This is a genomic window from Mesorhizobium sp. Root554 (assembly GCF_001427025.1).
Taxonomy (GTDB): Bacteria; Pseudomonadota; Alphaproteobacteria; order Rhizobiales; family Rhizobiaceae; genus Mesorhizobium.
The window spans coordinates 24,183-43,583 of the sequence record NZ_LMGA01000001.1 but is presented as its reverse complement, the minus strand read 5'-3'; the positions used below and the strand labels follow the sequence as shown (position 1 = coordinate 43,583).

The following is a 19,401-nucleotide window of genomic DNA, read 5'->3' as shown; positions in this document are numbered from 1 at the left end:
CAGCGATACCGCCGGGACCGTTCGATCAATTCAGCTTGGCCTGGACCTCGGCGAGCGATGCCTTGAAGAGGCTTGTGTCAGCCTTGGCGTCCACCTTGTCGCCGAGAACCTTGCGGGCCGCTTCCACAGCCAGATCGACAGCGCTGGCGCGCACTTCGTTGATGGCCTCGCGCTCGGCCTGACCGATCTTCTGCTCTGCCAGCGCCGTGCGGCGGGCGACATAATCCTCGGTCTTCTTGTGCGCGTCGTCGGCCAGCATGGCGGCCTCGTTCCGGGCGGCAGTGACTATGTCGGCGGCTTCCTGCTCGGCTTCCTTGCGCTTCTTCTGGTACTCGGCCAGCAGCGCCTGCGCTTCCTCGCGCAGACGACGGGCCTCTTCCAGTTCGGCGCGGATCTTGTCCGAGCGGGCGTCGAGCGACTTCGACAGCATCGCCGGCACCTTGATGTAGAGGAGGATGGCGACGAAAATCAGCAGGGCGACGGTGGCCCAGACTGTGGCGAGAGCTGTTGCGTCCATCGTCGTCTCCTCAGCGCACCGATTTCACGGCGGCGGCGACATCGTTCTTGTCGGCCTTGCCGACAAGCTGCTCGATGATGGCCGCGGCGGTGCTCTCGGCAATGGCGCCGACATCCTTCATCGCGCCCGACTTGATCGTGGCGATGCGTTCTTCGGCAGCGGCGAGCTTCTTGTCGAGGCCGGCCTCCACCTTCTTGCGAGCGGCTTCGGCCTCGGCCTTGGCGGCGTCGCGCGCTTCCTGGCCAATGACGTTGGCGCGGGTCTTGGCCTCGGCCAGTTCCTGCTCGTAGGCGGCGACCGCCGCATCCGCCTCACCTTTCAGCTTGGCGGCATGGTCCAGATCCTGGGCGATGCGCCCGGAGCGCACATCGAGGATGCCGGCCAGGCGCGGCAAGATCACCCGTTTCAGGAACAGGTAGAAGAGGCCGAAGGTGATTGCCAGCCATATGATCTGCGACGGGAACGTCGCCGGGTCGAACGGCGGGAAGGTGCCCGCGTGCTCGCCGCCGTGCGGCACTTCGGTGCCGGTTTGCGTGGCGCCTTCGGTGCCGCCATGGCCGCCTTCGACGGCGGGCGCGGTCTCTTGCCCATAGGCAGGTGTCACGAACATGGATCGTTCCCGTGGTTCAGGCCGGCCGTTTCAGCCGGCCCCGTCTATTGGGTAGAAATCAGCCGAACAGGGCCAGAAGCGCGATGAGCAGCGAGAAGATGCCCAGAGCTTCCGTCACGGCGAAGCCGAAAATCAGGCGGCCGAACTGGCCGTCGGCAGCCGACGGGTTGCGCAGCGCGCCCGCCAGGTAGTTGCCGAAAATGGTGCCCAGGCCAATGCCCGCGCCACCCATACCGAGGCAGGCGATGCCGGCGCCGATGTACTTTGCTGCTTCAGCTTCCATTTCATAAACTCCTTCGTGAATCTGGAAAGGCTTGAATTTTCCGGCGTCGCCGCCGTTGTTCGTTCGGTCAGTGCCCCGGATGCAGGGCGTCGTTCAAATACATGCAGGTCAACACCGCAAACACATAGGCTTGCAGGAAAGCGACCAGGACTTCGAGGCCGGTCAGCGCCACGGCCATGGCCAGCGGCAGGACCGCGCCGGCAACGCCGGCGGCGCCGAGCGCGCTCAGCGAGACGACGAAGCCCGAGAAGACCTTCAGCGTGATGTGGCCGGCCAGCATGTTGGCGAAGAGACGGACGGAAAGGCTGATCGGCCGCGACAGGAACGAGATGATCTCGATCGCCACCACCAGCGGCAGAAGCACCACCGGCACGCCGGCCGGCACGAACAGCTTGAGGAAGCCAAGGCCGTGCTTGGCGAAGCCGTAGACGATGACGGTGCCGATCACCAGGATCGCCAGGCAGAAGGTGACGATGATGTGGCTGGTGACGGTGAAGAAATAAGGGAACAGGCCGAGCAGGTTGGCGACCAACACGAACATGAACAGCGAGAACACCAGCGGGAAGAACTTCATGCCATGCGAGCCGGCGGCGTCGCGCAGCATGTTGGCGACGAATTCGTAGCTCATCTCCGAAACGGACTGAAGACGGCCGGGGATCAGCGCGCGGCTGGAGGTCGTCAGGTAAAGGAAAGCCGAAGCCAGCAGGACCACCACCACCATGAACAGGGAGGAGTTGGTGAAGGACAGGTCATAGCCGCCGATATGAATCGGCACGATAGGATTGATATGGAACTGGTGGATCGGGTCGACTTTGTCGGCAGCCAATTTTAAATCCCCATCAAAGCCGCTCGCGGCCTTCTAAAATCCGTGGCGCCGGGGCGCCCAATTCATTCTTCCGAACCGGGAGGCCGCTTGCCGCCCTGTCCGAACTCGGCGACGGCGCCCACCGAACGCATGACGTTCAGGATGCCGGCGCCGAAACCCAACAGCAGGAAGACGATCAGCCCCCAGGGCGAAGTTCCCGCCATGCGATCGACAAACCAGCCGACGCCGATCCCAACCGCTATTCCGGCAATGAACTCGCTGGACAGCTTGAATGCCTGGCCATAGCCCGTGGCACCGCTCGTCCTGGCTTTGTCTTCCCCCTCGAGCCGGTTCGGCAGCCTTGTCGCAAGCGATGCTTCAAGGTCACGCCGGCGGCGTTCAAGGTCGTCGTCGCGGACGCCGGCTCCGTGCTGGTTCGAGGGGCCGGTCTCTCCGGTTCCGCCTGGCTTTTTGCCTGCGGCCATCGCAACCTCCCTGCCCGGCCAAAACGTCGCCGTTTGTCCGCCTTCAAGTCGGGCGCAACATAGATAGAGGGCCTGCGCCCGTCAAGCCGGGCGGGCCAAGCGAAAGCCAAGTATTTACGCCATGGAAATCAATGGCTTAGACAAGTGCGACATCGTGCCCGGCAACCGGCGCGGCAATGCGGCGCAGAATCCCGCGGCCGGCGAGACTCGAGCCATGTCTGCCGAAGCCTGTTCAGCTCCAGCCGCCGCCATAGGTGCGGTAGAAGATATGCAGGCCGATCTTGACCATCTTGTGCATGGAGCGTGCCCAGCCCGGATTGACGTAATTGGCGTAGTAATGGGTCGATGATCCGACTTCCGGGATGAAGATCTTGCCGGCGCTGACCGCGAGAGCAACGTCCTTGGCGGTCTTGTAGCGCGACGGTTCGGTGATGCGGTCCTTGATGCCGTCGCAGGCAAAGGAGAACTGGCAGGCGTTGCGCCAGTGGGAATTCTGGTAGACGACGCCGCAGACGGAACCCGGATAGGCCGGATTGCGGACACGGTTCAACACCACCTGGGCGACGGCGGCCTGGCCGCGGAGCGATTCGCCGCGGGCCTCGAAATAGATCGCGTTGGCGAGGCAGGTCTGCTCCGGCTTGGAAAACACGGCAGCCGGGAGCGCCGTCTGCATCCAGGCATGATCGCCCTTGGCCAGGGGCGGAATGAAGCGGCCGGAATCGGGCTTCTCGTCCTGCAGCAGTGTCTCGAAGGGAGAGGCCTTGGCGTAATCTGGCTCGGCCGGCGCATAGGCGGTGGCAAGCACGTCGGCCTGATCGTTGGTGATGAGGGCGGCCAGCGCGGTGGGCATTCCGCCGCCGATCTTCTTCTCCTCGCGCGCATGGAAAGCGGCGGCGATCTGGATTTCCTTGCCCTTGATCGGAGATTTGGCGAAAGCCATTTTGAGGCTGTCATCCATGGCTGGGCGCAACAGGGAAGATGTCCGTTCGAATATCGATCCGGCGCTGAAGTTCTTCGGCGGCGCGACCGGCGTGACCTGAAGGATGCGATCGGTTTTTTCGGTCCGCACCACACGCGCCTCGTCCGGCGTTTTCGCCATCGCGCCCGTCTTGCCGCGAAAGGCGACCGTGCCGACGCCGGGCAGACTGACGCCAGAACCGGAGATCGAGCCGGTGACGGAATCGCCGTCGGTGAACTGGATTTCGGCGGCATGGACGGAGCCGGCGACCGACTTCTGCACGAAGGCATTCCATCGTGCGTTGGAGTTTTCGAGCCCGGATATCAGGCTCGTCATGTCCTGGTAGCCGGTCATGGTCGGAAAGCCGATCCAGATGCCAAGACCAAGGACGCAAGGGGCGAGGAGAGAACGTTTTTTCTCACCGGCGGCGGCTGCAAAAAGCCGCTTCACAAGACGTCGATGCACGGAAACTCTCCAGAACGCTACTGAACCCCAATGGAGAGTTACAATGGTGCATTAACCTTGATGGAGAGTTAATTGTGAAGGCGCGACAGCAGCCGCGGCGATGTGGCGTGAGCCGGCGCGATCAGATGCCGCGACGCCGCGGCCGCTTCATCTCTTCTTCGCCCGGCCGGCAAAGGGGTTATCGGAGGTGCGCAGCGCCATGCGGATCGGCACGCCCGGCATGTCGAAGGCTTCGCGCAGGCTGTTGGTGAGATAGCGCACATAGGATTGCGGCACGGCATCCGGCCGCGAGCACGAGACGACGAAGCCCGGCGGGCGGGTCTTGGCCTGGGTGAGATACTTGATCTTGAGGCGGCGGCCGGCGACGGCGGGCGGCGGATGATGCGCCAATATGCCCTCCAGCCACCGGTTCAGCTTTCCGGTCGAGACCCGGCTGTTCCATATTTTGTGCGTGCGGATGATGGCATCCATGAGCTTGTCGAGACCGCGACCGGTTTCGGCCGAGACAGTGACCGCCTGGATGCCTCGCACCTGCGGCAACAGGCGTTCGGCCTTTTCACGCAGTTCGGCCAGCACTTGCTGGGGCTCGTCGATCAGGTCCCATTTGTTGAAGGCGATGACCGGCGCGCGGCCCTCGCGCACGATGAGATCGACGAGCTGCAGGTCCTGTTTCTCGAAGGGAATCGTCGCGTCGAAGACGATGACGACGACCTCGGCGAACCGGATGGCGCGAAGCCCGTCGGCCACCGAAAGCTTCTCCAGTTTTTCCTGCACCCTGGCCTTGCGGCGCATGCCGGCGGTGTCGAACAGTTTTATCCTGCGGCCCCGCCAGTCCCAGTCGACCGAAATCGAATCGCGGGTGATGCCGGCTTCCGGGCCTGTCAGCAGGCGCTCTTCCCCGATCAGCGCGTTGATCAGGGTTGATTTTCCCGCATTCGGGCGGCCGATGACAGCAATGCGCATCGGCTTGGTCTCGTCATAGGCCGGAACCTCGTCTGCATCCGATTGCGGGATGTCCTCGCCGATCAGCACGTCGCTTTCGGCAACGTCATCCGTGTCGTCATCGTCTTCGCCGAACGCGCGGGCGGCGCCCAGCGCTTCGATCACCGCGTCACGAAGATCGGGCATCCCCTGCCCGTGCTCGGCCGAAACCGGAACCGGCTCGCCCAGCCCAAGCTCCCAGGATTCCAGCATCCCGCCTTCGGCGCCGCGTGCTTCCGCCTTGTTGGCGACCAGCACCACCGGCTTGCCGGACCGGCGCACGACGTCGGCGAAGGTGCGGTCGTCGGGCAGAAGGCCGGCCTTGGCGTCGATCAGGAAGAAGATGAGATCGGCCTCGCCGATGGCGATTTCCGTCTGCGCGCGCATCCGGCCAGGCAGCGAGGACGTCGGCGCATCCTCGAAGCCGGCGGTGTCGATCACGTCGAAATGCAGGTCATAGAGCTTGGCCGGGTGGACGCGGCGGTCGCGGGTGACGCCGGGCGTATCGTCGACGAGCGCCAGCTTGCGGCCGACGAGACGGTTGAAAAGCGTCGATTTTCCGACGTTAGGCCGGCCGATTATCGCGACTTTGAAAGTCATCCCACGTCACGACGCATTGCCCGAGCCTCGGATCAGCTCGGCCATGAGCTGCGCCCGTTCCCGGGAATTGCGTGGCGCGCCATCATCGGCGGCGATCTGGTCGAACAGTTTCAGCGCGTCCTGCGCCTTGCCTTCCTTCCAGGCCGACAGACCGAGCGCCTCGCGGGCTGTATGCCGCAGCCTGTTGTCGTCGGCGGTGAGCGCCTCGACCCGGCTCGACACGTCGGCGAAGGTGCCGTGATCGACCAGCAGCAGACCGGCGCGCAGCCTGGCCATGTCGCGCAATGCCGACGGTATGTCCGTGTCGGTGGCGACCTCGTCGAAATCCTTGACGGCGCCGGCGAAGTCGCCCTTGTCAGCCTTGACTGTCGCGGCGCGCATACGCGCCAGAAGCGGGTAGGCGCCGTAGCCGTCCTTCTCGAGCTGGTCGAGGGCGGCAAGCGCCTCGTCCTGCTTGCCGTCATTGGCAAGGCTCAGCGCGTTCGAGAACGCGTCGCCGGAGGCATTGGCGCGGCTTTCGTCCCAATAGGTGTAGCCGACATAGGCGGCGGTGCCGAGAACGACCAGCACGGCGAGCACGATCGCCGCGGGACCGAAACGGTCCCACAACGCCTTCGCGCGATCGCTGCGAATCTCTTCGTTGACTTCGCGGATGAAACTGTCGTCCGACATTCCTGAAACCGTTCTCGCCCAAGCCGGCCTTAATGATGAGCCCGCGTTTTAGCGGAATTTTGTCGGCATGGAAGGGGGCGGCCGGGAAAATCGGCGGCATGCACCGCCCACGCTTGCGTGACTTGCGGAAAGATCGACCGCACCGGCGCCACATTTGCCGGCTAGGCGCATCGCTCGCCCCGCAGTGTGTCTCTCCGGTTTTGCATGTCGCGTCCTCTGGCCTCCGTTCTCTTCGCTGCCGCTTTGCTCGCCACCGGCAGCGCATCGGCGGACCCGCCGAGATCCCGGCAGCCGGCCAGGCCGAAACAGGCCGTCATCATCTCCTTCGACAGCGCCCGCGACATTTCCCAATGGAAACGCAGCCGCGCGCTGGCGGCGCGGACGGGGGCGCATTTCACCTATTTCCTGTCCTGCGTGTTCCTGCTGACGAAGGAAACGCGCGGCGCCTATTCCGGGCCCGACAAGGCAGCGGGCAAGTCCAACATCGGCTTTGCCGCGTCGAAAGATGAAGTGACTGAGCGGCTGGAGCAGATACGCCTCGCGGCTTGGGAGGGCCACGAAATCGGCAGCCATGCCTGCGGCCATTTCGACGGCAAGGACTGGACGAAGGCGGACTGGCTGGCCGAATTCGCGTCCTTCAGGCACGTCCTGCAGAACGCCTATGCGATCAACGGCATCGAAGGTGAGCCGGCGGATTGGCGCGCCTTCGCCGACAAGGCGGTGACGGGTTTTCGCGCGCCATACCTTTCGACCAGCGCGGCACTTTACCAGGCCTTGCCCCGCGCCGGCTTTGCCTATGACGCCAGCGGCGTTTCCAGCAGTCCGGTCGCGCCACGCACGCTTGGCGGCGTGACGCGCTTCACTCTGCCGCAGATTCCGGAAGGCCCGAAAGGCCGGCAGGTCATCGCGATGGACTACAATCTCTATGTGCGGCATTCGGGCGGTTTCGAGCGGCCGAGCCAGGCGGCCGATTTCGAGGAGCGGACGTACCAGTCCTTCAAGGCCGCTTTCGACCGGCAATATGCGGGCGGGCGCATCCCGCTCGAACTCGGCTTCCATTTCACGCTGATGAATGGCGGCGCCTACTGGAACGCGCTTGAGCGCTTCGCCGGCGAGGTGTGCGTGAAAGCCGACGTCGAGTGCATCAGCTTCCACGACTATGTTGCGCGGATGAAGACCGCAGGCACGCCGCCGAACGCGGGCGGCTAGAACCGCCCACGTCTATCCGGCGTTGTCAGCTCACCGGCTGGTCTTCCGGCGGAACGCCGGCGCGCTCGCGTTCGAGATAGTGCTGGTCGATTTCAGGCAGCGGCTTGCCTTCAAGCGTCGCCTCAAAGGCGCGCAGGCGCTTATGCACCGATTGCAACTCGACGATGGTCGACCACGAATTGATCAGGAACTGAAACGATGTGGTCACTCGGCTGAAAGCGTTCGATATCTGGTTGAGCGGCCCGAAAGTGATCTTGTGCGCCACCAATGACGGGCCAAGAATCAGAAACGAGAAGATATTGTCGGCTTGCAGGTAGGTGTATCGGACGACGTTGAAATAGATGTAGTGCCCATAGAGCCGGAAATAATTCCGGCGCACATTGTTGAACAACTCGAACGTTGTTGCCGGCTGCGCCCGCTCGGCATGGTCCTCGCCATAGACCAGTTCCTTACGATAGGCAGCCTCCACGCGCTGGTTCCGGAACTGCAGGCCTGGAAGCTTGATACCGGCGACCATGACCGCGATCGTCCCGAACAGGCACCAGGCGAGCGCTGCAACCACAAGCGGATGCGGGATTGCGCCGATGACCGGCAGCTCCGTAATATGCTTTTCCAGTTCAACCAGAACCGGAAGAAAAGCGATAAGCGTCATGACCGACGCCACGAAGCTCGTTCCGAGATCCTCCATGATCTGGGAGAACCGCATCGTGTCTTCCTGAATGCGCTGCGAGGCGCCCTCGATGTGGCGAAGTTGCTGCCAGTGCACCATGAAATAATCGTTCATGGCCGTCCGCCAGCGGAATATCCAGTGGCTGACAATGAAGGCATTGACCACCGAAACATTCATACCGATCAAGGCCAGCCAGGCGAAACTGGACAAGCCTGTGTAGAATTCCCCAGGTGTCGAGTTGACGGTGCTTCCCATCAACCCCTGAACGTAGTCCATAAACGGTCCATACCAGTTGTTGACCGCGACGCTGATCTGCACGTTGAAATAGATCAGGAAAAAAATAACGCTGGTGACGATGATCGACCAGTTCTGCCACGGATGTGGTGAATACCAGCGCCAGAAGGCATCAAACAGCGCCACCCCGAACGCGAAATAGATGTAGAACCACAGGAACGGCTTCGACCACAGGACAGAGATGCCGATGATCGGCGGCGTGCCGGGCTGGACAGGTGGCAGACCGAGCGCCGAACCCAGTTCCGCGCCGCCGAAAAACCACGCCAGGATGAGGAACAGGCTCCACAGGGCCGCGCTGGTGAAAAACAGCTTCGGCTTGGGGAAGAACGAAACGAACATTCGGGCTGAAATCCTTGTTGCGCGGCGCCATGGCGCCTCCGAGAACCCATTGCGGCGCATGAAGTCACAAATGCGGCGGAAATGAAATGCCCGCTACACGCTTCGGTGAGTTTAGACGCCTGAACGCATGTGGCGAGCACGCCTGCCGTCGGCTGTGGCGAAATGGATAGCGACCATTAACCGTCTGTCTTCCGGAGTGTGCACTGTCGCACCAACAGGGGTGGAAAGCACACCCGTTCGGGTCTATTCAAAGGCCGTGTTTTGACTATGTTGAAATCCTCGCTCAGGTTTAGAAAGTCTTCTGAGTTCTCTTCGGCAAGGTGCATCATGACGACCCACGAACGTGATTTTTCCGCATCCATCGATCCCGTAAAACTCGACAGACTTGCCGAAGTGGCCGTCAAGGTCGGGGTGCAGTTGCAGCCCGGGCAGGACGTGGTTTTGACTGCCAACACCGACGCCCTGCCCTTGGCGCGCAAGATCGCCGAACATGCCTACAAGGCGGGCGCCGGACTGGTGACGCCGGTTTTCCGCGATGAGCAGATCGTCCTGTCCCGCTTCCGCGACGCGACCTTCGACGGTTTCGACCGCGCGCCGGAATGGCTGCTCGGCGGCGTCGCTTCGGCATATGCGGACAATGCCGCGCGCATCGCCGTGCGCGGGGATGACCCTTCCCTGCTCTCTGGCCAGGATCCGGACAAGGTCGCGCGCGCCAACAAGGCCGACTCGCTGGCTTCCCGGCCGGCGCTGGAAAAGGTCACCGGCTTCGACATCAATTGGACGATTGTCGCCTATCCGGGCCTGGCATGGGCCAAACAGGTCTTTCCAGGCGAGAGCGACGACGTGGCGGTCGCCAGGCTCGCCGACGCGATCTTCAGCGCCAGCCGCGTCGACGGCGACGATCCTGTCGGCAACTGGCGCCAGCACAATGCCGCGCTCGCAAAGCGCACCGCATGGCTGAATGAACTCAATTTCGACGCCCTGCATTTCACCGGGCCGGGCACCGACCTGACGGTCGGCCTTGCGGATGGCCATGAATGGATGGGCGGCGCCTCCACCGCCAAGAACGGCATCACCTGCAATCCGAACATTCCCACCGAGGAAGTGTTCACCACGCCGCACGCGCGGCGGGTTTCTGGCCATGTTTCGAGCACCAAGCCGCTGTCCTACCAAGGCACGCTGATCGACGAAATATCGGTGCGGTTCGAGGAAGGCAGGATCGTCGAGGCGAAGGCATCGAAAGGCGAGGACGTTCTCAAGAAGGTTCTGGATACCGACGAGGGCGCGCGCAGGCTCGGCGAGGTGGCGCTGGTGCCGCATTCCTCACCCATCTCGAAAAGCGGCATTCTTTTCTACAACACGCTGTTCGACGAAAACGCCTCCTGCCACATCGCGCTCGGCCAGTGCTACTCGAAATGCTTCGTCAACGGCGCTTCGCTGAGCCCGGACGAGATCGCCGCGCGCGGCGGCAACAAGAGCTTCATCCATATCGACTGGATGATCGGCTCCGGCCGGATCGACATTGACGGCCTGCACAAGGACGGGCGCACCGTGCCGCTCATGCGGAAAGGCGAGTGGGTCTGAGGACACAGGTTCGAGGCAGGATGCCATGGCCTTCGACATCGCGACAAAGCGCATCTACGAGCCGGCCGCCAAGACCGACGGACAGCGCGTGCTGGTGGACCGGGTCTGGCCGCGCGGCGTCAGCAAGGACGAGGCGGCGCTGACGCTGTGGCTGAAGGACATAGCGCCCAGCACAGAGTTGCGGAAATGGTTCGATCACAAGCCTGAGCGCTGGGACGAATTCCGCAAGCGCTATGGCAAGGAACTGGCCGGCAAGACCAACGCCTTCGGCGAACTGACCGACCTGCTGGAGCATGGCCGCGTGACGCTGCTGTACGGCGCGCGTGACGAGAAGCACAACAATGCGGTGGCGCTGGCTTCCTATCTCGAAAGCCAACGCTGACCGCGCTTGTACGGTCAATGCACGTCCGGCGAGGTCCTTTTGGGATAGGTGTGGACCACTTCCACCGCCGATGCCCTGTCGTCGAAGCCGTGATCGCTGAGATTGTAGAGGCCGACCGAGCCGAACCTTTTCTTGCCGCCTTGGGCAAAGCGGCTGTCGCTGAACGCGTGCTGGTAAAGCGTGACGGCGACATTGCCGGCGTTGAGGCGTGGAACGTAAAGGCTGCTCATGATGTCGTTGGCAATGCCGAGCCTGTTCACGTCGAAGCGATAGACATCCTGAACCATGCGCTTCAACTGGCCGGGGTTGTTGACGCCACCAGAAATGCTCCAATATTCGCGCCGGGATGCGCGGTTGCCGTCGACCAGTTGCAGCGCGGCATGGCTCCCCAACCCAAGCCAGTGCTCGAACACCATCACCTGGGCGCCCCAGGGATAGGGGAAATTCGACGTGTCCATGATCGTCGGCGGCCCTTGCTCAGGGATCTCATCGGTGACGACATATTCAAGCCAGTGGATCCGGAATGAGGCTTCGACATTGAGATCGGTCTTGCGCGGGTCGGCGGCGATGATGCGCCAGTCCGAGACCGGATAGTTCACATCGAGATCGATGTAGAATTCGCCTTTTGCCCTGTCGTCCGGATCAAGCCATTGCGGCCCATCGCGCTCGATGGCGACCAGCCGCACCTTGAAGCGGTTGTTGACGACCAGCGGATAGATCGTCGGCTGATAGGTATCGATGTTCGATCGCGTATCCTTGAAATGCCCGAAAGCCGGCACAAGGTCGCTGGGGCCGGTATCGAACAGGCTGAAGGCCTGCCTGCCCTCGAACCACAGATACCATTCAAGTTCGTGGTCATGGTCGTGGTCTTCGGAGTAGTCGTTGGGGTGCCAGTTGGTAAGCTGTATGTGAAGTCGCTTGGCCAGCATATCTTATCTCCTGCCGCTGCGGAGCCCCCGCCGCTTCCCAGGAGACGACGGACGCAACCCTCGCCCGCCCCCGCCAGCAATCTAGCCGCTGAGCCGGCGTGCAACAGTCGTCATATGCCGGGTGCCAACCTCATTTCGTAGAGATCCGGCTTGAAGCCGACCAGCAGGCTGTCGCCGAGATCGAGCACCGGTCGCTTGATCATGGTCGGGTTGGCCAGCATCAGCGCCTTGGCCTTCTTCGCGGTCAGGTCCTTCTTGTCAGCATCGGGCAGGGCGCGGAAACTGGTGCTCGCCTTGTTGAGAAGCACCTCCCAGCCGAGCTTTTCCACCCAGGCATCCAGCCGCGCCGGTTCCAGACCGGAGGCGCGGTAGTCATGGAAGGCATAGTCGACGCGATGTGCTTCCAGCCAGGTGCGCGCCTTCTTCATCGTGTCGCAGTTGGGGATGCCATAGATGGTGACGGGCAAGGCAGGTTCCTCGATTCGACGCGGTGTCGCGTAGCCGATTCCAGCCGATCCGTCCAACTCACTCCCCGTAAGGCACCCAGATGTTCTTGACCTGCGTGGCGCGGGCGAGGAACTCCCTGCCCTCGCCTTGCGCAGACAGCCAATCGCGCTGCACCGTTTCGGTCCAGACTTGTTTGAGATTGCCGCCGGAGGCTTTTTCGACACCCGCCGCGGCAGCCTGATTGCCGAAGTACCAGACCGCGTCCACCTCGTCGTGACGGGCGATGTCGAGCGCCAGCGCATCGCGGTCGCCGGTGACGATGTTGACGACGCCGGCCGGCACGTCGGACGTATCCAGCACCTGATAGAAATCGGTGGCGGCAAGCGCCTGCGACGACGATGGCACCACGACGACGCGATTGCCCATGGCAATCGCCGGGGCGACGGTGGAGACGAAGCCGAGCAGGCCCCACGCATCCGGACAGACGATGCCCACCGTGCCGAGCGGCTCATTCATGGCCAGGGCGACGCCGCGCAACGGCGGCTTGTGGACGGCGCCTTCGAACTTGTCGGCCCAGGCCCCGTAGGAAAACAGGCGCGACACGGACGCGGCTACCTCCTTCGCTGCCTCGGGCTTGCGCCTGCCGGTCATGGCGGCGATGCGGTCGGCGAACTCACCGGCGCGGGCTTCAAGATTCTCGGCGACGTAATAGAGGATCTGCGCACGGTTGTGCTCGGTCGCGGCCGCCCAGCCCGTTGCCTTGCGCGCAGCTTCCACCGCGTTGCGGATGTCCTTGCGGTTGCCCTCGCCGACCTCGCCGACCAGTGCGCCGGACGGCGACAGCACCGGGCGCGAATAGCCGCCATCCGGCCGCGCCTGCTTGCCGCCGATGTAGAGTTTCGCGGTGCGGTCGATGAAAGCGGTGGAAACGGCGTCGCCGCCGGTTTGCGGAGCCGGCTTTTCAGCAATCGGCTTTGCCCTGGCCAGCCATTTCGGCTTCGAATAGGCGGCAAGGCCTTCACGGCCGCCCTCGCGGCCGAAGCCTGATTCCTTGTAGCCGCCGAAGCCGACGCCGGCATCGAACATGTTGGTGCCGTTGACCCAGACGACGCCGCATTTCAGCTTCGGCGCGATGTCGAGCGCCAGCGACAGCGTTTCCGACCAGATCGAGGCGGCGAGGCCATACTCCGTGTTGTTGGCCAGTTCCACCGCCTCGGCCGGCGTGCGGAAGGTGGTGGCGACCAGCACCGGCCCGAATATTTCCACACGCGAAACTGTGGAGGCCGGATGCACGCCGGTGAGCAGGGTCGGCGGATAGAAGCAGCCTTTCGACGGCATGGCGGCCTTCGGCTGGTGCAATTCTGCGCCTTCCTTGACGCCGATTTCGACCAGTTCGCGAATGCGCTTCAACTGCACCGGATGGACGATGGCGCCGATGTCGATGGCCTTGTCCAGCGGGTCGCCGACGCGAAGCGTTTCCATGCGGGCGATGAGCTTGGCGACGAAGCGTTGCTCGACGCTTTCCTGCACCAGCAGGCGCGAACCGGCGCAGCAGACCTGACCCTGGTTGAACCAGATGGCGTCGACGACGCCCTCGACGGCGGCATCCATATCCGCATCGTCAAAGACGATGAAGGGTGACTTGCCGCCAAGTTCCAGCGTCAGGCTCTTGCCCGAACCGGCCGTCGCCTCGCGGATATGGCGGCCAACCTCGGTCGAGCCGGTGAAGGCGACCTTGGCGATGCCCGGATGATTGACGATGGCCTCGCCCGTCGCGCCATCGCCGGTGACGATGTTGACGACGCCCTCCGGCAGGCCGGCCTTCTGGCACATTTCGGCGAACAGAAGCGCCGTCAGCGACGTGTATTCGGCCGGCTTCAGCACCACCGTATTGCCGAGCGCGATGGCCGGGGCGATCTTCCATGACAGCATCAGCAGCGGGAAATTCCACGGGATGATCTGGCCGCAGACGCCGAGCGGCTCGCGCTCGGCCAGTTCGCTGTCCATCAACTGTGCCCAGCCGGCGTGATGGTAGAAATGCCGGGCGACGAGCGGGATGTCGATGTCGCGCGTCTCGCGGATCGGCTTGCCGTTATCGAGCGACTCCACCACGGCAAACAGGCGGCTGTGGCGCTGGATAAGGCGGGCAAGCGCGTAGAGATAGCGGGCGCGCTGATGGCCGGAGAGCGCCGCCCAGCCGGGCTGCGCCTTGCTTGCTGCTTTCACCGCCGCATCGACATCGGCGGTACCCGCCTGCGCAAGCCGGGTCAGAACCTTGCCGCTGGCGGGCGATGTCGTTTCGAAGCTTTCCCCGGACTTCGCCTTCTTCCACTGGCCGCCGATGAACAGCTTCGTCTCGTCACCCAGGCCCGCGATCCAGGCGAGCGCTTCCTTGTCGCTTTCCGGCGCCGGGCCGTATTCCATCGTGTCCAGGATTTCCGCGATCGACATTTTTTTCTCCCCGGCTAATTTGTTCGGGCATGGCCTTGTCCGAAAACCGGATTCCACTTTACTGGCGCGGACCTTCGGTGCGGGGTCATGCTCTAGGCCATCGCATGGTGGCTGAAGGCCGCGTAGCGGCCGGTGACGTAGTGTTCGAGCTGGCGTTCGATGTCGGCCAGCAGCGACGAGGCGCCGAAGCGGAACAGGTTCGGCTGCAGCCAGTCGTTGCCGAGTTCCTCTTTCATCAGAGCCAGATAGGCGAGTGCGTCCTTGGCGGTGGAGATGCCGCCGGCCGGCTTGTAGCCGACGACATGGCCGGTCATTTCGCGATAGTCGCGGATGGCGCGGATCATCACCAGCGTCACCGGCAGCGTCGCGTTGGTGCCCTCCTTGCCGGTCGAGGTCTTGATGAAATCCGAGCCAGCCATCATCGCCACCCATGAGGCGCGGGCGACATTGCGCAGCGTCTGCAGATCGCCGGTGGCGAGGATGGTTTTCATATGCGCCGGCCCGCAGGCTTCCTTGCAGGCCCTGACCTCGTCATAGAGCGCCTGCCAGTTGCCGGTCAGCACATGCTCGCGGGTGATGACGATGTCGATCTCCTCGGCTCCATCGGCCACGGATGCCTCGATCTCCTTCAACCGGGTCTCCAGCGGCGACAGGCCCGCCGGAAAGCCGGTGGAGACCGCGGCAACAGGAATGCCGGAACCCTGCAGCGCCTCGACCGCGGTGGCGACGAATCGATGGTAGACGCAGATCGCGCCGGTGGTGATGGTTCGATCTCCGAGGCCGAGGGCTTCTTGAAGATCGGACCTCAAAGGCTGGCGGGCCTTGGCGCAGAGCCGGCGCACGCGCCCGGCGGTATCGTCGCCGTTCAGGGTCGTCAGGTCGATGCATTGCAGCGCCCGCACCAGCCAGGCCGCCTGCCACTGCTTCTTGACCGTGCGCCGGCCGGCAAGCGCCGATGTGCGCCGCTCGGCGGCGGAGAGATTGACACGAACGGCCTCCACCGGATCGAGCGAAAACGGCACCGGCGGATTGTAGGGTTGCGGCTGGTTGGCGAAGGCAGCGGCGGCCTTGTGCTTCATGTCCATCGCTCGGCCTCCTTACGCAAACTGCCCGCGCCCGGCTGCATGCGGGCATCATGCACCGCAGTATAACGTTCTTGGCCGGCTGACCCTATAGCATTGTGAGCATTGTGGCCGCATCGCGCAGCGTTTCAGAGAGGCTGGACCAGCAAAGCCGTGTTGCATTTGGTCCCGCGGGCTCTACGATCCTCAATCGGCAGGAGGCAGTTTGCCTATCCGGAGCTTCGGCAGCCGGGCATTTCAGCGGGAGAGCAACATGGAACATCGTTGGAAGCTGCGCGCCGCGGCCGTGCTGGCGCTGACCTTGGGCGTAGCCGTCGTACAGGCTCCCTCCTTCGCCGCGTCGCCAGCGCCGGTCAAGGCCGAGCATGGCATGGTGGTGACCGCCCATCATCTCGCCAGCGAGATCGGCGTCGAAGCCCTGAAGAAAGGCGGAAACGCCGTGGATGCAGCCGTCGCGGTCGGCTACGCCCTTGCGGTCGCCTATCCGCAGGCCGGCAATATCGGCGGCGGCGGGTTCATGACCGTGCGGTTCGCGCACGGCAAATCCACCTTTATCGATTTCCGCGAACGCGCGCCGCTGGCCGCCACCAAGACCATGTATCTCGACAAGGACGGGAAGATCGTCAAAGGCGCAAGCCTCGACGGCTATCTGGCCATCGGCATACCCGGTTCGGTCGCCGGTTTCGAATATGCGCGCGAGAAGTATGGCAAACTTTCGCGCAATGATCTGATCGAGCCGGCGCTGCGGCTCGCCCGCGACGGCTTCGAACTGACCGATTACGATGCGTCGTCGCTGAATGCCGCTGCCAAACGTCTCGACAAGGACCCGGCCGCCAAGGCCATTTTCACCAAATCCGATGGCAAGCCTTTCGCGGCCGGCGACCGGCTGGTGCAAGAAGACCTCGCGGCCTCGCTGATGGCAATCGAAGATAAGGGGGCCGACGGCTTCTACAAGGGCGCGGCGGCGGACGCCATCGTCAGGGCAAGCCAAGCCAAGGGTGGCGTGTTGGCGAAGGCCGATTTCGAAGGCTATGCAGTGCGTGAAATGAAGCCGGTGGAATGCTCCTACCGAGGCTACCAGATCGTGTCTTCGCCGCCGCCAAGTTCCGGCGGCATCATCATCTGCGAAATTCTCAACATATTGGAGGCTTATCCGCTCTCCTATCTCGGGCCGGCATCCGCAGAGACCGCACACCTGATGATCGAAGCGATGCGGCATGCCTATATCGATCGCAATTCCGCATTGGGCGATCCCGATTTCGTCGAAAATCCAGTGTCGAAGCTGCTCGACAAGGATTATGCCGCCGGGATTCGCGCCAAGATCGATCCTTACCGTGCCGGCGTATCGAAGGAATTGATGCCGAAGGGCCTCGGCGAAAGCACCGAGACCACGCACTACTCCATCATCGACGATGAAGGCACCGCCGTCGCGGTGACCTACACGCTGAACGGTTCCTATGGGGCCGGTGTCGTCGCAGAAGGCACCGGTATCCTGCTCAACAACGAAATGGACGATTTCACCTCGAAGCCGGGCGAGCCCAATCTCTACGGGCTGGTGCAAGGCGAAGCCAATGCGATCGAGCCGAAGAAGACGCCGCTCTCCTCGATGAGCCCGACAATCGTCGCCAAGGACGGCAAGCCGTTCATGGTCATCGGCAGCCCGGGCGGGCCGCGCATCATCACCATAACGCTGGAAGCGATCCTCAACGTCATCGACCACGGCATGGACATTCAGGAGGCGGTCGACGCGCCGCGTATCCACCATCAATGGCTTCCCGATACCGTCTATGCCGAACCCTATGCGCTCTCGCCCGATACGGCGCGGCTGCTGACCGGGATGGGGTATAAAATCGAAGTCAGCACCAAATCGCCGACATGGGGCCAGGCGGCCGGCATATTGGTGGGCGGCGAAAGCCTCGCAGAGGCGGAGGCCGGCGGCGGCGCACGCTACAATGGTGCAATCGACAGCCGGGCGGCCTCCGGGCTGGCGGCAGGCTACTGAGGGCGCCGGGACGACACGCCAGCAGGGAAAACAGAGGGAACCATGATCATCGATGCCCACCACCATCTCTGGCGCCCCGAGCGGGGCGACTATGGCTGGATGACCGGCGCGCCGGACGTTTTGCTGCGCGACTATCTTCCGGCCGATCTGGAGCCGCTGCTCAAGCGGTTCGGCATCGCGAAAACCATTGTCGTGCAGGCCGCGCCGACCCGCGCGGAGACCGACTTCCTGCTGCAGCTGGCCGCCGAAACGGACTTCATCGCCGGCGTGGTCGGTTGGCTCGACATGGAGAGCGAGGATTTCGCCGCGCAGTTGGCAAGCTACAGCCGCAAGCCGAAATTCGTCGGCCTTCGCCCCATGCTGCAGGATCTCGACGATGACGCATGGATATTGAGGCCTGCCGTGCTGCGCAGCCTGGAACAGATCGCCGAAAGCGGCATCGCATTCGACTTCCTCACCTTCCCACGCCATCTGGACCATGTCGCCACCGCGCTCGAAAAGGTGCCCGGCCTGCGCGCGGTGATCGACCACATCTCCAAGCCGCCGATCGCGGCGGAGCAGTTGGACCCATGGCGCGACGGCATCGCCCGCGTCGCCGCGTTCGAAGGCGTGCATTGCAAGATTTCCGGCATGATCACCGAGGCCGACCCCGCCCACTGGCGCGTTTCGGATATCGAACCTTTCGTGCAGCACGTCGCGAATTGCTTCGGCCCGGACCGGCTGATGTTCGGCAGCGACTGGCCGGTGTGCCGGCTGGCCGGCGAGTATGGCGACGTGCTTGCCGCCGCGATGCTTGCGCTGCCGCAGCATATGCGCGGCGACCCACGGATTTTCGCCACCAACGCACAACGCTTCTACCGGATTTGACGAGGCCGAAATGACCAGACCAGCACAGACCGCAATCGTGACGGGAGCCGGAACCGGCGTCGGCAAGGCGGTTGCCGCCGCGCTCGCCAAAGCGGGATGGAACACGGTGTTCTGCGGCCGGCGCCAGGACGTGCTGGACGCCGCCGTCGCCGAAAGCAGGGGGGCCGCCGGGCGCGCCGTCGCCATCGCCTGCGACGTCACCGATCCCGCCGCCGTCGATGCCCTGTTCGAACGCACGGTGCGTGAATTCGGCCGCGTGGATCTGTTGTTCAACAATGCCGGCCGCAGCCTGAAATCAACCACCATCGACGAGATTTCGGTCGAGGCGTGGAACGACATCGTCGCGGTCAATCTCACCGGCTCGTTCCTGTGCGCCCGCGCGGCGTTCCGAACGATGCGCGCACAAAAGCCGATGGGCGGGCGCATCATCAACAACGGCTCGGTTTCGGCGCAGGCGCCCCGGCCGGGCTCAGCGGCCTATACCGCGACCAAGCACGCCATCACCGGACTGACGAAAACCCTGTCGCTCGACGGACGCCCCTTCGACATCGCCTGCGGACAGGTCGACATCGGCAATGCGCTGACCGAAATGGCGATGCCGATGACCAAGGGGGTTCCGCAGGCCAACGGCACGATCGCCGCCGAGCCGGTCATGGACGTCAAGCACGTCGCCGAGACGGTGCTCTACATGGCTGGCCTGCCGCTCGCGGCCAATGTGCCGTTCGTCACGATCATGGCCACCAAGATGCCGCTGGTCGGACGAGGCTGA

At 63.6% G+C, this 19,401-nt stretch carries 19 protein-coding genes; 6 read left to right on the top strand and 13 right to left on the bottom strand.

Annotated features, from left to right (window positions below; all coding sequences use genetic code 11):
• Nucleotides 1–25: 25 nt before the first annotated feature.
• From ASD44_RS00215 to ASD44_RS00180, 8 genes are all read right to left on the bottom strand, one after another.
• Nucleotides 26–517, bottom strand: coding sequence for a F0F1 ATP synthase subunit B (locus ASD44_RS00215; RefSeq protein WP_056107169.1), 492 nt, complete (start codon nucleotides 515–517; stop codon nucleotides 26–28).
• 10 nt (nucleotides 518–527) lie between these two features.
• The gene (locus tag ASD44_RS00210) at nucleotides 528–1,127 is read right to left on the bottom strand and encodes a F0F1 ATP synthase subunit B (RefSeq protein ID WP_056107168.1); all 600 of its coding nucleotides are present in this window, start codon (nucleotides 1,125–1,127) and stop codon (nucleotides 528–530) included.
• A 58-nt stretch (nucleotides 1,128–1,185) separates the two neighbouring features.
• Complete coding sequence (locus ASD44_RS00205; RefSeq protein ID WP_056107167.1) at nucleotides 1,186–1,410, bottom strand: F0F1 ATP synthase subunit C; 225 nt, start codon at nucleotides 1,408–1,410, stop codon at nucleotides 1,186–1,188.
• 67 nt (nucleotides 1,411–1,477) lie between these two features.
• Nucleotides 1,478–2,236 (bottom strand): F0F1 ATP synthase subunit A, encoded by a 759-nt coding sequence (locus ASD44_RS00200; protein ID WP_056107163.1) that lies wholly within the window; start codon nucleotides 2,234–2,236, stop codon nucleotides 1,478–1,480.
• A 62-nt stretch (nucleotides 2,237–2,298) separates the two neighbouring features.
• Nucleotides 2,299–2,700 carry an AtpZ/AtpI family protein gene (locus ASD44_RS00195; RefSeq protein WP_056107160.1) on the bottom strand — a complete coding sequence of 134 codons (402 nt, stop codon included), beginning with the start codon at nucleotides 2,698–2,700 and terminating at the stop codon, nucleotides 2,299–2,301.
• Nucleotides 2,701–2,932: 232 nt separating this feature from the next.
• Entirely contained in the window at nucleotides 2,933–4,123 is a 1,191-nt protein-coding gene (locus ASD44_RS00190) for a cell wall hydrolase (RefSeq protein ID WP_056107155.1), read from the bottom strand.
• A 147-nt stretch (nucleotides 4,124–4,270) separates the two neighbouring features.
• Entirely contained in the window at nucleotides 4,271–5,704 is a 1,434-nt protein-coding gene (gene der, locus ASD44_RS00185; protein ID WP_056107152.1) for a ribosome biogenesis GTPase Der, read from the bottom strand.
• A gap of 6 nt (nucleotides 5,705–5,710) precedes the next feature.
• Nucleotides 5,711–6,376, bottom strand: coding sequence for a tetratricopeptide repeat protein (locus ASD44_RS00180; RefSeq protein WP_056107149.1), 666 nt, complete (start codon nucleotides 6,374–6,376; stop codon nucleotides 5,711–5,713).
• 204 nt (nucleotides 6,377–6,580) lie between these two features.
• Here ASD44_RS00180 and ASD44_RS00175 point away from each other — a divergent pair, with 204 nt between their 5' ends.
• Complete coding sequence (locus tag ASD44_RS00175) at nucleotides 6,581–7,585, top strand: polysaccharide deacetylase family protein (protein ID WP_056107146.1); 1,005 nt, start codon at nucleotides 6,581–6,583, stop codon at nucleotides 7,583–7,585.
• 25 nt (nucleotides 7,586–7,610) lie between these two features.
• On the opposite strand, the gene sbmA is transcribed toward ASD44_RS00175, so the two are convergent.
• Nucleotides 7,611–8,888, bottom strand: a complete 1,278-nt coding sequence (sbmA, locus tag ASD44_RS00170; protein ID WP_056107143.1) for a peptide antibiotic transporter SbmA — start codon at nucleotides 8,886–8,888, stop codon at nucleotides 7,611–7,613.
• Nucleotides 8,889–9,215: 327 nt separating this feature from the next.
• Here sbmA and ASD44_RS00165 point away from each other — a divergent pair, with 327 nt between their 5' ends.
• Together ASD44_RS00165 and ASD44_RS00160 are read left to right on the top strand one after the other, a co-directional pair.
• Nucleotides 9,216–10,472, top strand: a complete 1,257-nt coding sequence (locus ASD44_RS00165; RefSeq protein WP_056107140.1) for an aminopeptidase — start codon at nucleotides 9,216–9,218, stop codon at nucleotides 10,470–10,472.
• Nucleotides 10,473–10,497: 25 nt separating this feature from the next.
• On the top strand, nucleotides 10,498–10,854 hold the full coding sequence (locus ASD44_RS00160; protein ID WP_056107136.1) for a DUF488 domain-containing protein: 357 nt from the start codon (nucleotides 10,498–10,500) through the stop codon (nucleotides 10,852–10,854).
• A 14-nt stretch (nucleotides 10,855–10,868) separates the two neighbouring features.
• Here the strand turns inward: ASD44_RS00160 and ASD44_RS00155 are convergent, their stop codons facing one another.
• From ASD44_RS00155 to deoC, 4 genes are all read right to left on the bottom strand, one after another.
• Nucleotides 10,869–11,783, bottom strand: coding sequence for a hypothetical protein (locus tag ASD44_RS00155; protein ID WP_056107133.1), 915 nt, complete (start codon nucleotides 11,781–11,783; stop codon nucleotides 10,869–10,871).
• 110 nt (nucleotides 11,784–11,893) lie between these two features.
• Complete coding sequence (locus ASD44_RS00150) at nucleotides 11,894–12,250, bottom strand: ArsC family reductase (protein WP_056115124.1); 357 nt, start codon at nucleotides 12,248–12,250, stop codon at nucleotides 11,894–11,896.
• Nucleotides 12,251–12,308: 58 nt separating this feature from the next.
• Nucleotides 12,309–14,681: an aldehyde dehydrogenase family protein gene (locus ASD44_RS00145; RefSeq protein ID WP_056107131.1), complete on the bottom strand. Its 2,373-nt coding sequence runs from the start codon at nucleotides 14,679–14,681 to the stop codon at nucleotides 12,309–12,311.
• A 92-nt stretch (nucleotides 14,682–14,773) separates the two neighbouring features.
• Nucleotides 14,774–15,766: a deoxyribose-phosphate aldolase gene (deoC, locus tag ASD44_RS00140; RefSeq protein ID WP_056107128.1), complete on the bottom strand. Its 993-nt coding sequence runs from the start codon at nucleotides 15,764–15,766 to the stop codon at nucleotides 14,774–14,776.
• A 250-nt stretch (nucleotides 15,767–16,016) separates the two neighbouring features.
• On the opposite strand from deoC, the gene ggt reads away from it, so the two are divergent.
• Genes ggt through ASD44_RS00125 form a run of 3 tightly spaced genes read left to right on the top strand, consistent with a single transcriptional unit; the run spans nucleotide 16,017 to nucleotide 19,401 of the window.
• On the top strand, nucleotides 16,017–17,765 hold the full coding sequence (ggt, locus tag ASD44_RS00135; RefSeq protein WP_056107126.1) for a gamma-glutamyltransferase: 1,749 nt from the start codon (nucleotides 16,017–16,019) through the stop codon (nucleotides 17,763–17,765).
• A 42-nt stretch (nucleotides 17,766–17,807) separates the two neighbouring features.
• On the top strand, nucleotides 17,808–18,632 hold the full coding sequence (locus ASD44_RS00130) for an amidohydrolase family protein (protein WP_056107124.1): 825 nt from the start codon (nucleotides 17,808–17,810) through the stop codon (nucleotides 18,630–18,632).
• A 10-nt stretch (nucleotides 18,633–18,642) separates the two neighbouring features.
• A complete protein-coding gene (locus ASD44_RS00125; RefSeq protein ID WP_056107120.1) occupies nucleotides 18,643–19,401 on the top strand; it encodes an SDR family oxidoreductase in 759 nt (252 codons plus the stop codon).

Excerpts from the sequence above, each read along its gene's own strand:
- ASD44_RS00215 (WP_056107169.1), bottom strand. The coding sequence starts at position 517 with ATGGACGCAACAGCTCTCGCCACAGTCTGGGCCACCGTCGCCCTGCTG.
- ASD44_RS00210 (WP_056107168.1), bottom strand. The coding sequence starts at position 1,127 with ATGTTCGTGACACCTGCCTATGGGCAAGAGACCGCGCCCGCCGTCGAA.
- ASD44_RS00205 (WP_056107167.1), bottom strand. The coding sequence starts at position 1,410 with ATGGAAGCTGAAGCAGCAAAGTACATCGGCGCCGGCATCGCCTGCCTC.
- ASD44_RS00195 (WP_056107160.1), bottom strand. The coding sequence starts at position 2,700 with ATGGCCGCAGGCAAAAAGCCAGGCGGAACCGGAGAGACCGGCCCCTCG.
- der (WP_056107152.1), bottom strand. The coding sequence starts at position 5,704 with ATGACTTTCAAAGTCGCGATAATCGGCCGGCCTAACGTCGGAAAATCG.
- ASD44_RS00180 (WP_056107149.1), bottom strand. The coding sequence starts at position 6,376 with ATGTCGGACGACAGTTTCATCCGCGAAGTCAACGAAGAGATTCGCAGC.
- ASD44_RS00175 (WP_056107146.1), top strand. The coding sequence starts at position 6,581 with ATGTCGCGTCCTCTGGCCTCCGTTCTCTTCGCTGCCGCTTTGCTCGCC.
- sbmA (WP_056107143.1), bottom strand. The coding sequence starts at position 8,888 with ATGTTCGTTTCGTTCTTCCCCAAGCCGAAGCTGTTTTTCACCAGCGCG.
- ASD44_RS00165 (WP_056107140.1), top strand. The coding sequence starts at position 9,216 with ATGACGACCCACGAACGTGATTTTTCCGCATCCATCGATCCCGTAAAA.
- ASD44_RS00160 (WP_056107136.1), top strand. The coding sequence starts at position 10,498 with ATGGCCTTCGACATCGCGACAAAGCGCATCTACGAGCCGGCCGCCAAG.
- ASD44_RS00155 (WP_056107133.1), bottom strand. The coding sequence starts at position 11,783 with ATGCTGGCCAAGCGACTTCACATACAGCTTACCAACTGGCACCCCAAC.
- ASD44_RS00145 (WP_056107131.1), bottom strand. The coding sequence starts at position 14,681 with ATGTCGATCGCGGAAATCCTGGACACGATGGAATACGGCCCGGCGCCG.
- deoC (WP_056107128.1), bottom strand. The coding sequence starts at position 15,766 with ATGGACATGAAGCACAAGGCCGCCGCTGCCTTCGCCAACCAGCCGCAA.
- ggt (WP_056107126.1), top strand. The coding sequence starts at position 16,017 with ATGGAACATCGTTGGAAGCTGCGCGCCGCGGCCGTGCTGGCGCTGACC.
- ASD44_RS00130 (WP_056107124.1), top strand. The coding sequence starts at position 17,808 with ATGATCATCGATGCCCACCACCATCTCTGGCGCCCCGAGCGGGGCGAC.
- ASD44_RS00125 (WP_056107120.1), top strand. The coding sequence starts at position 18,643 with ATGACCAGACCAGCACAGACCGCAATCGTGACGGGAGCCGGAACCGGC.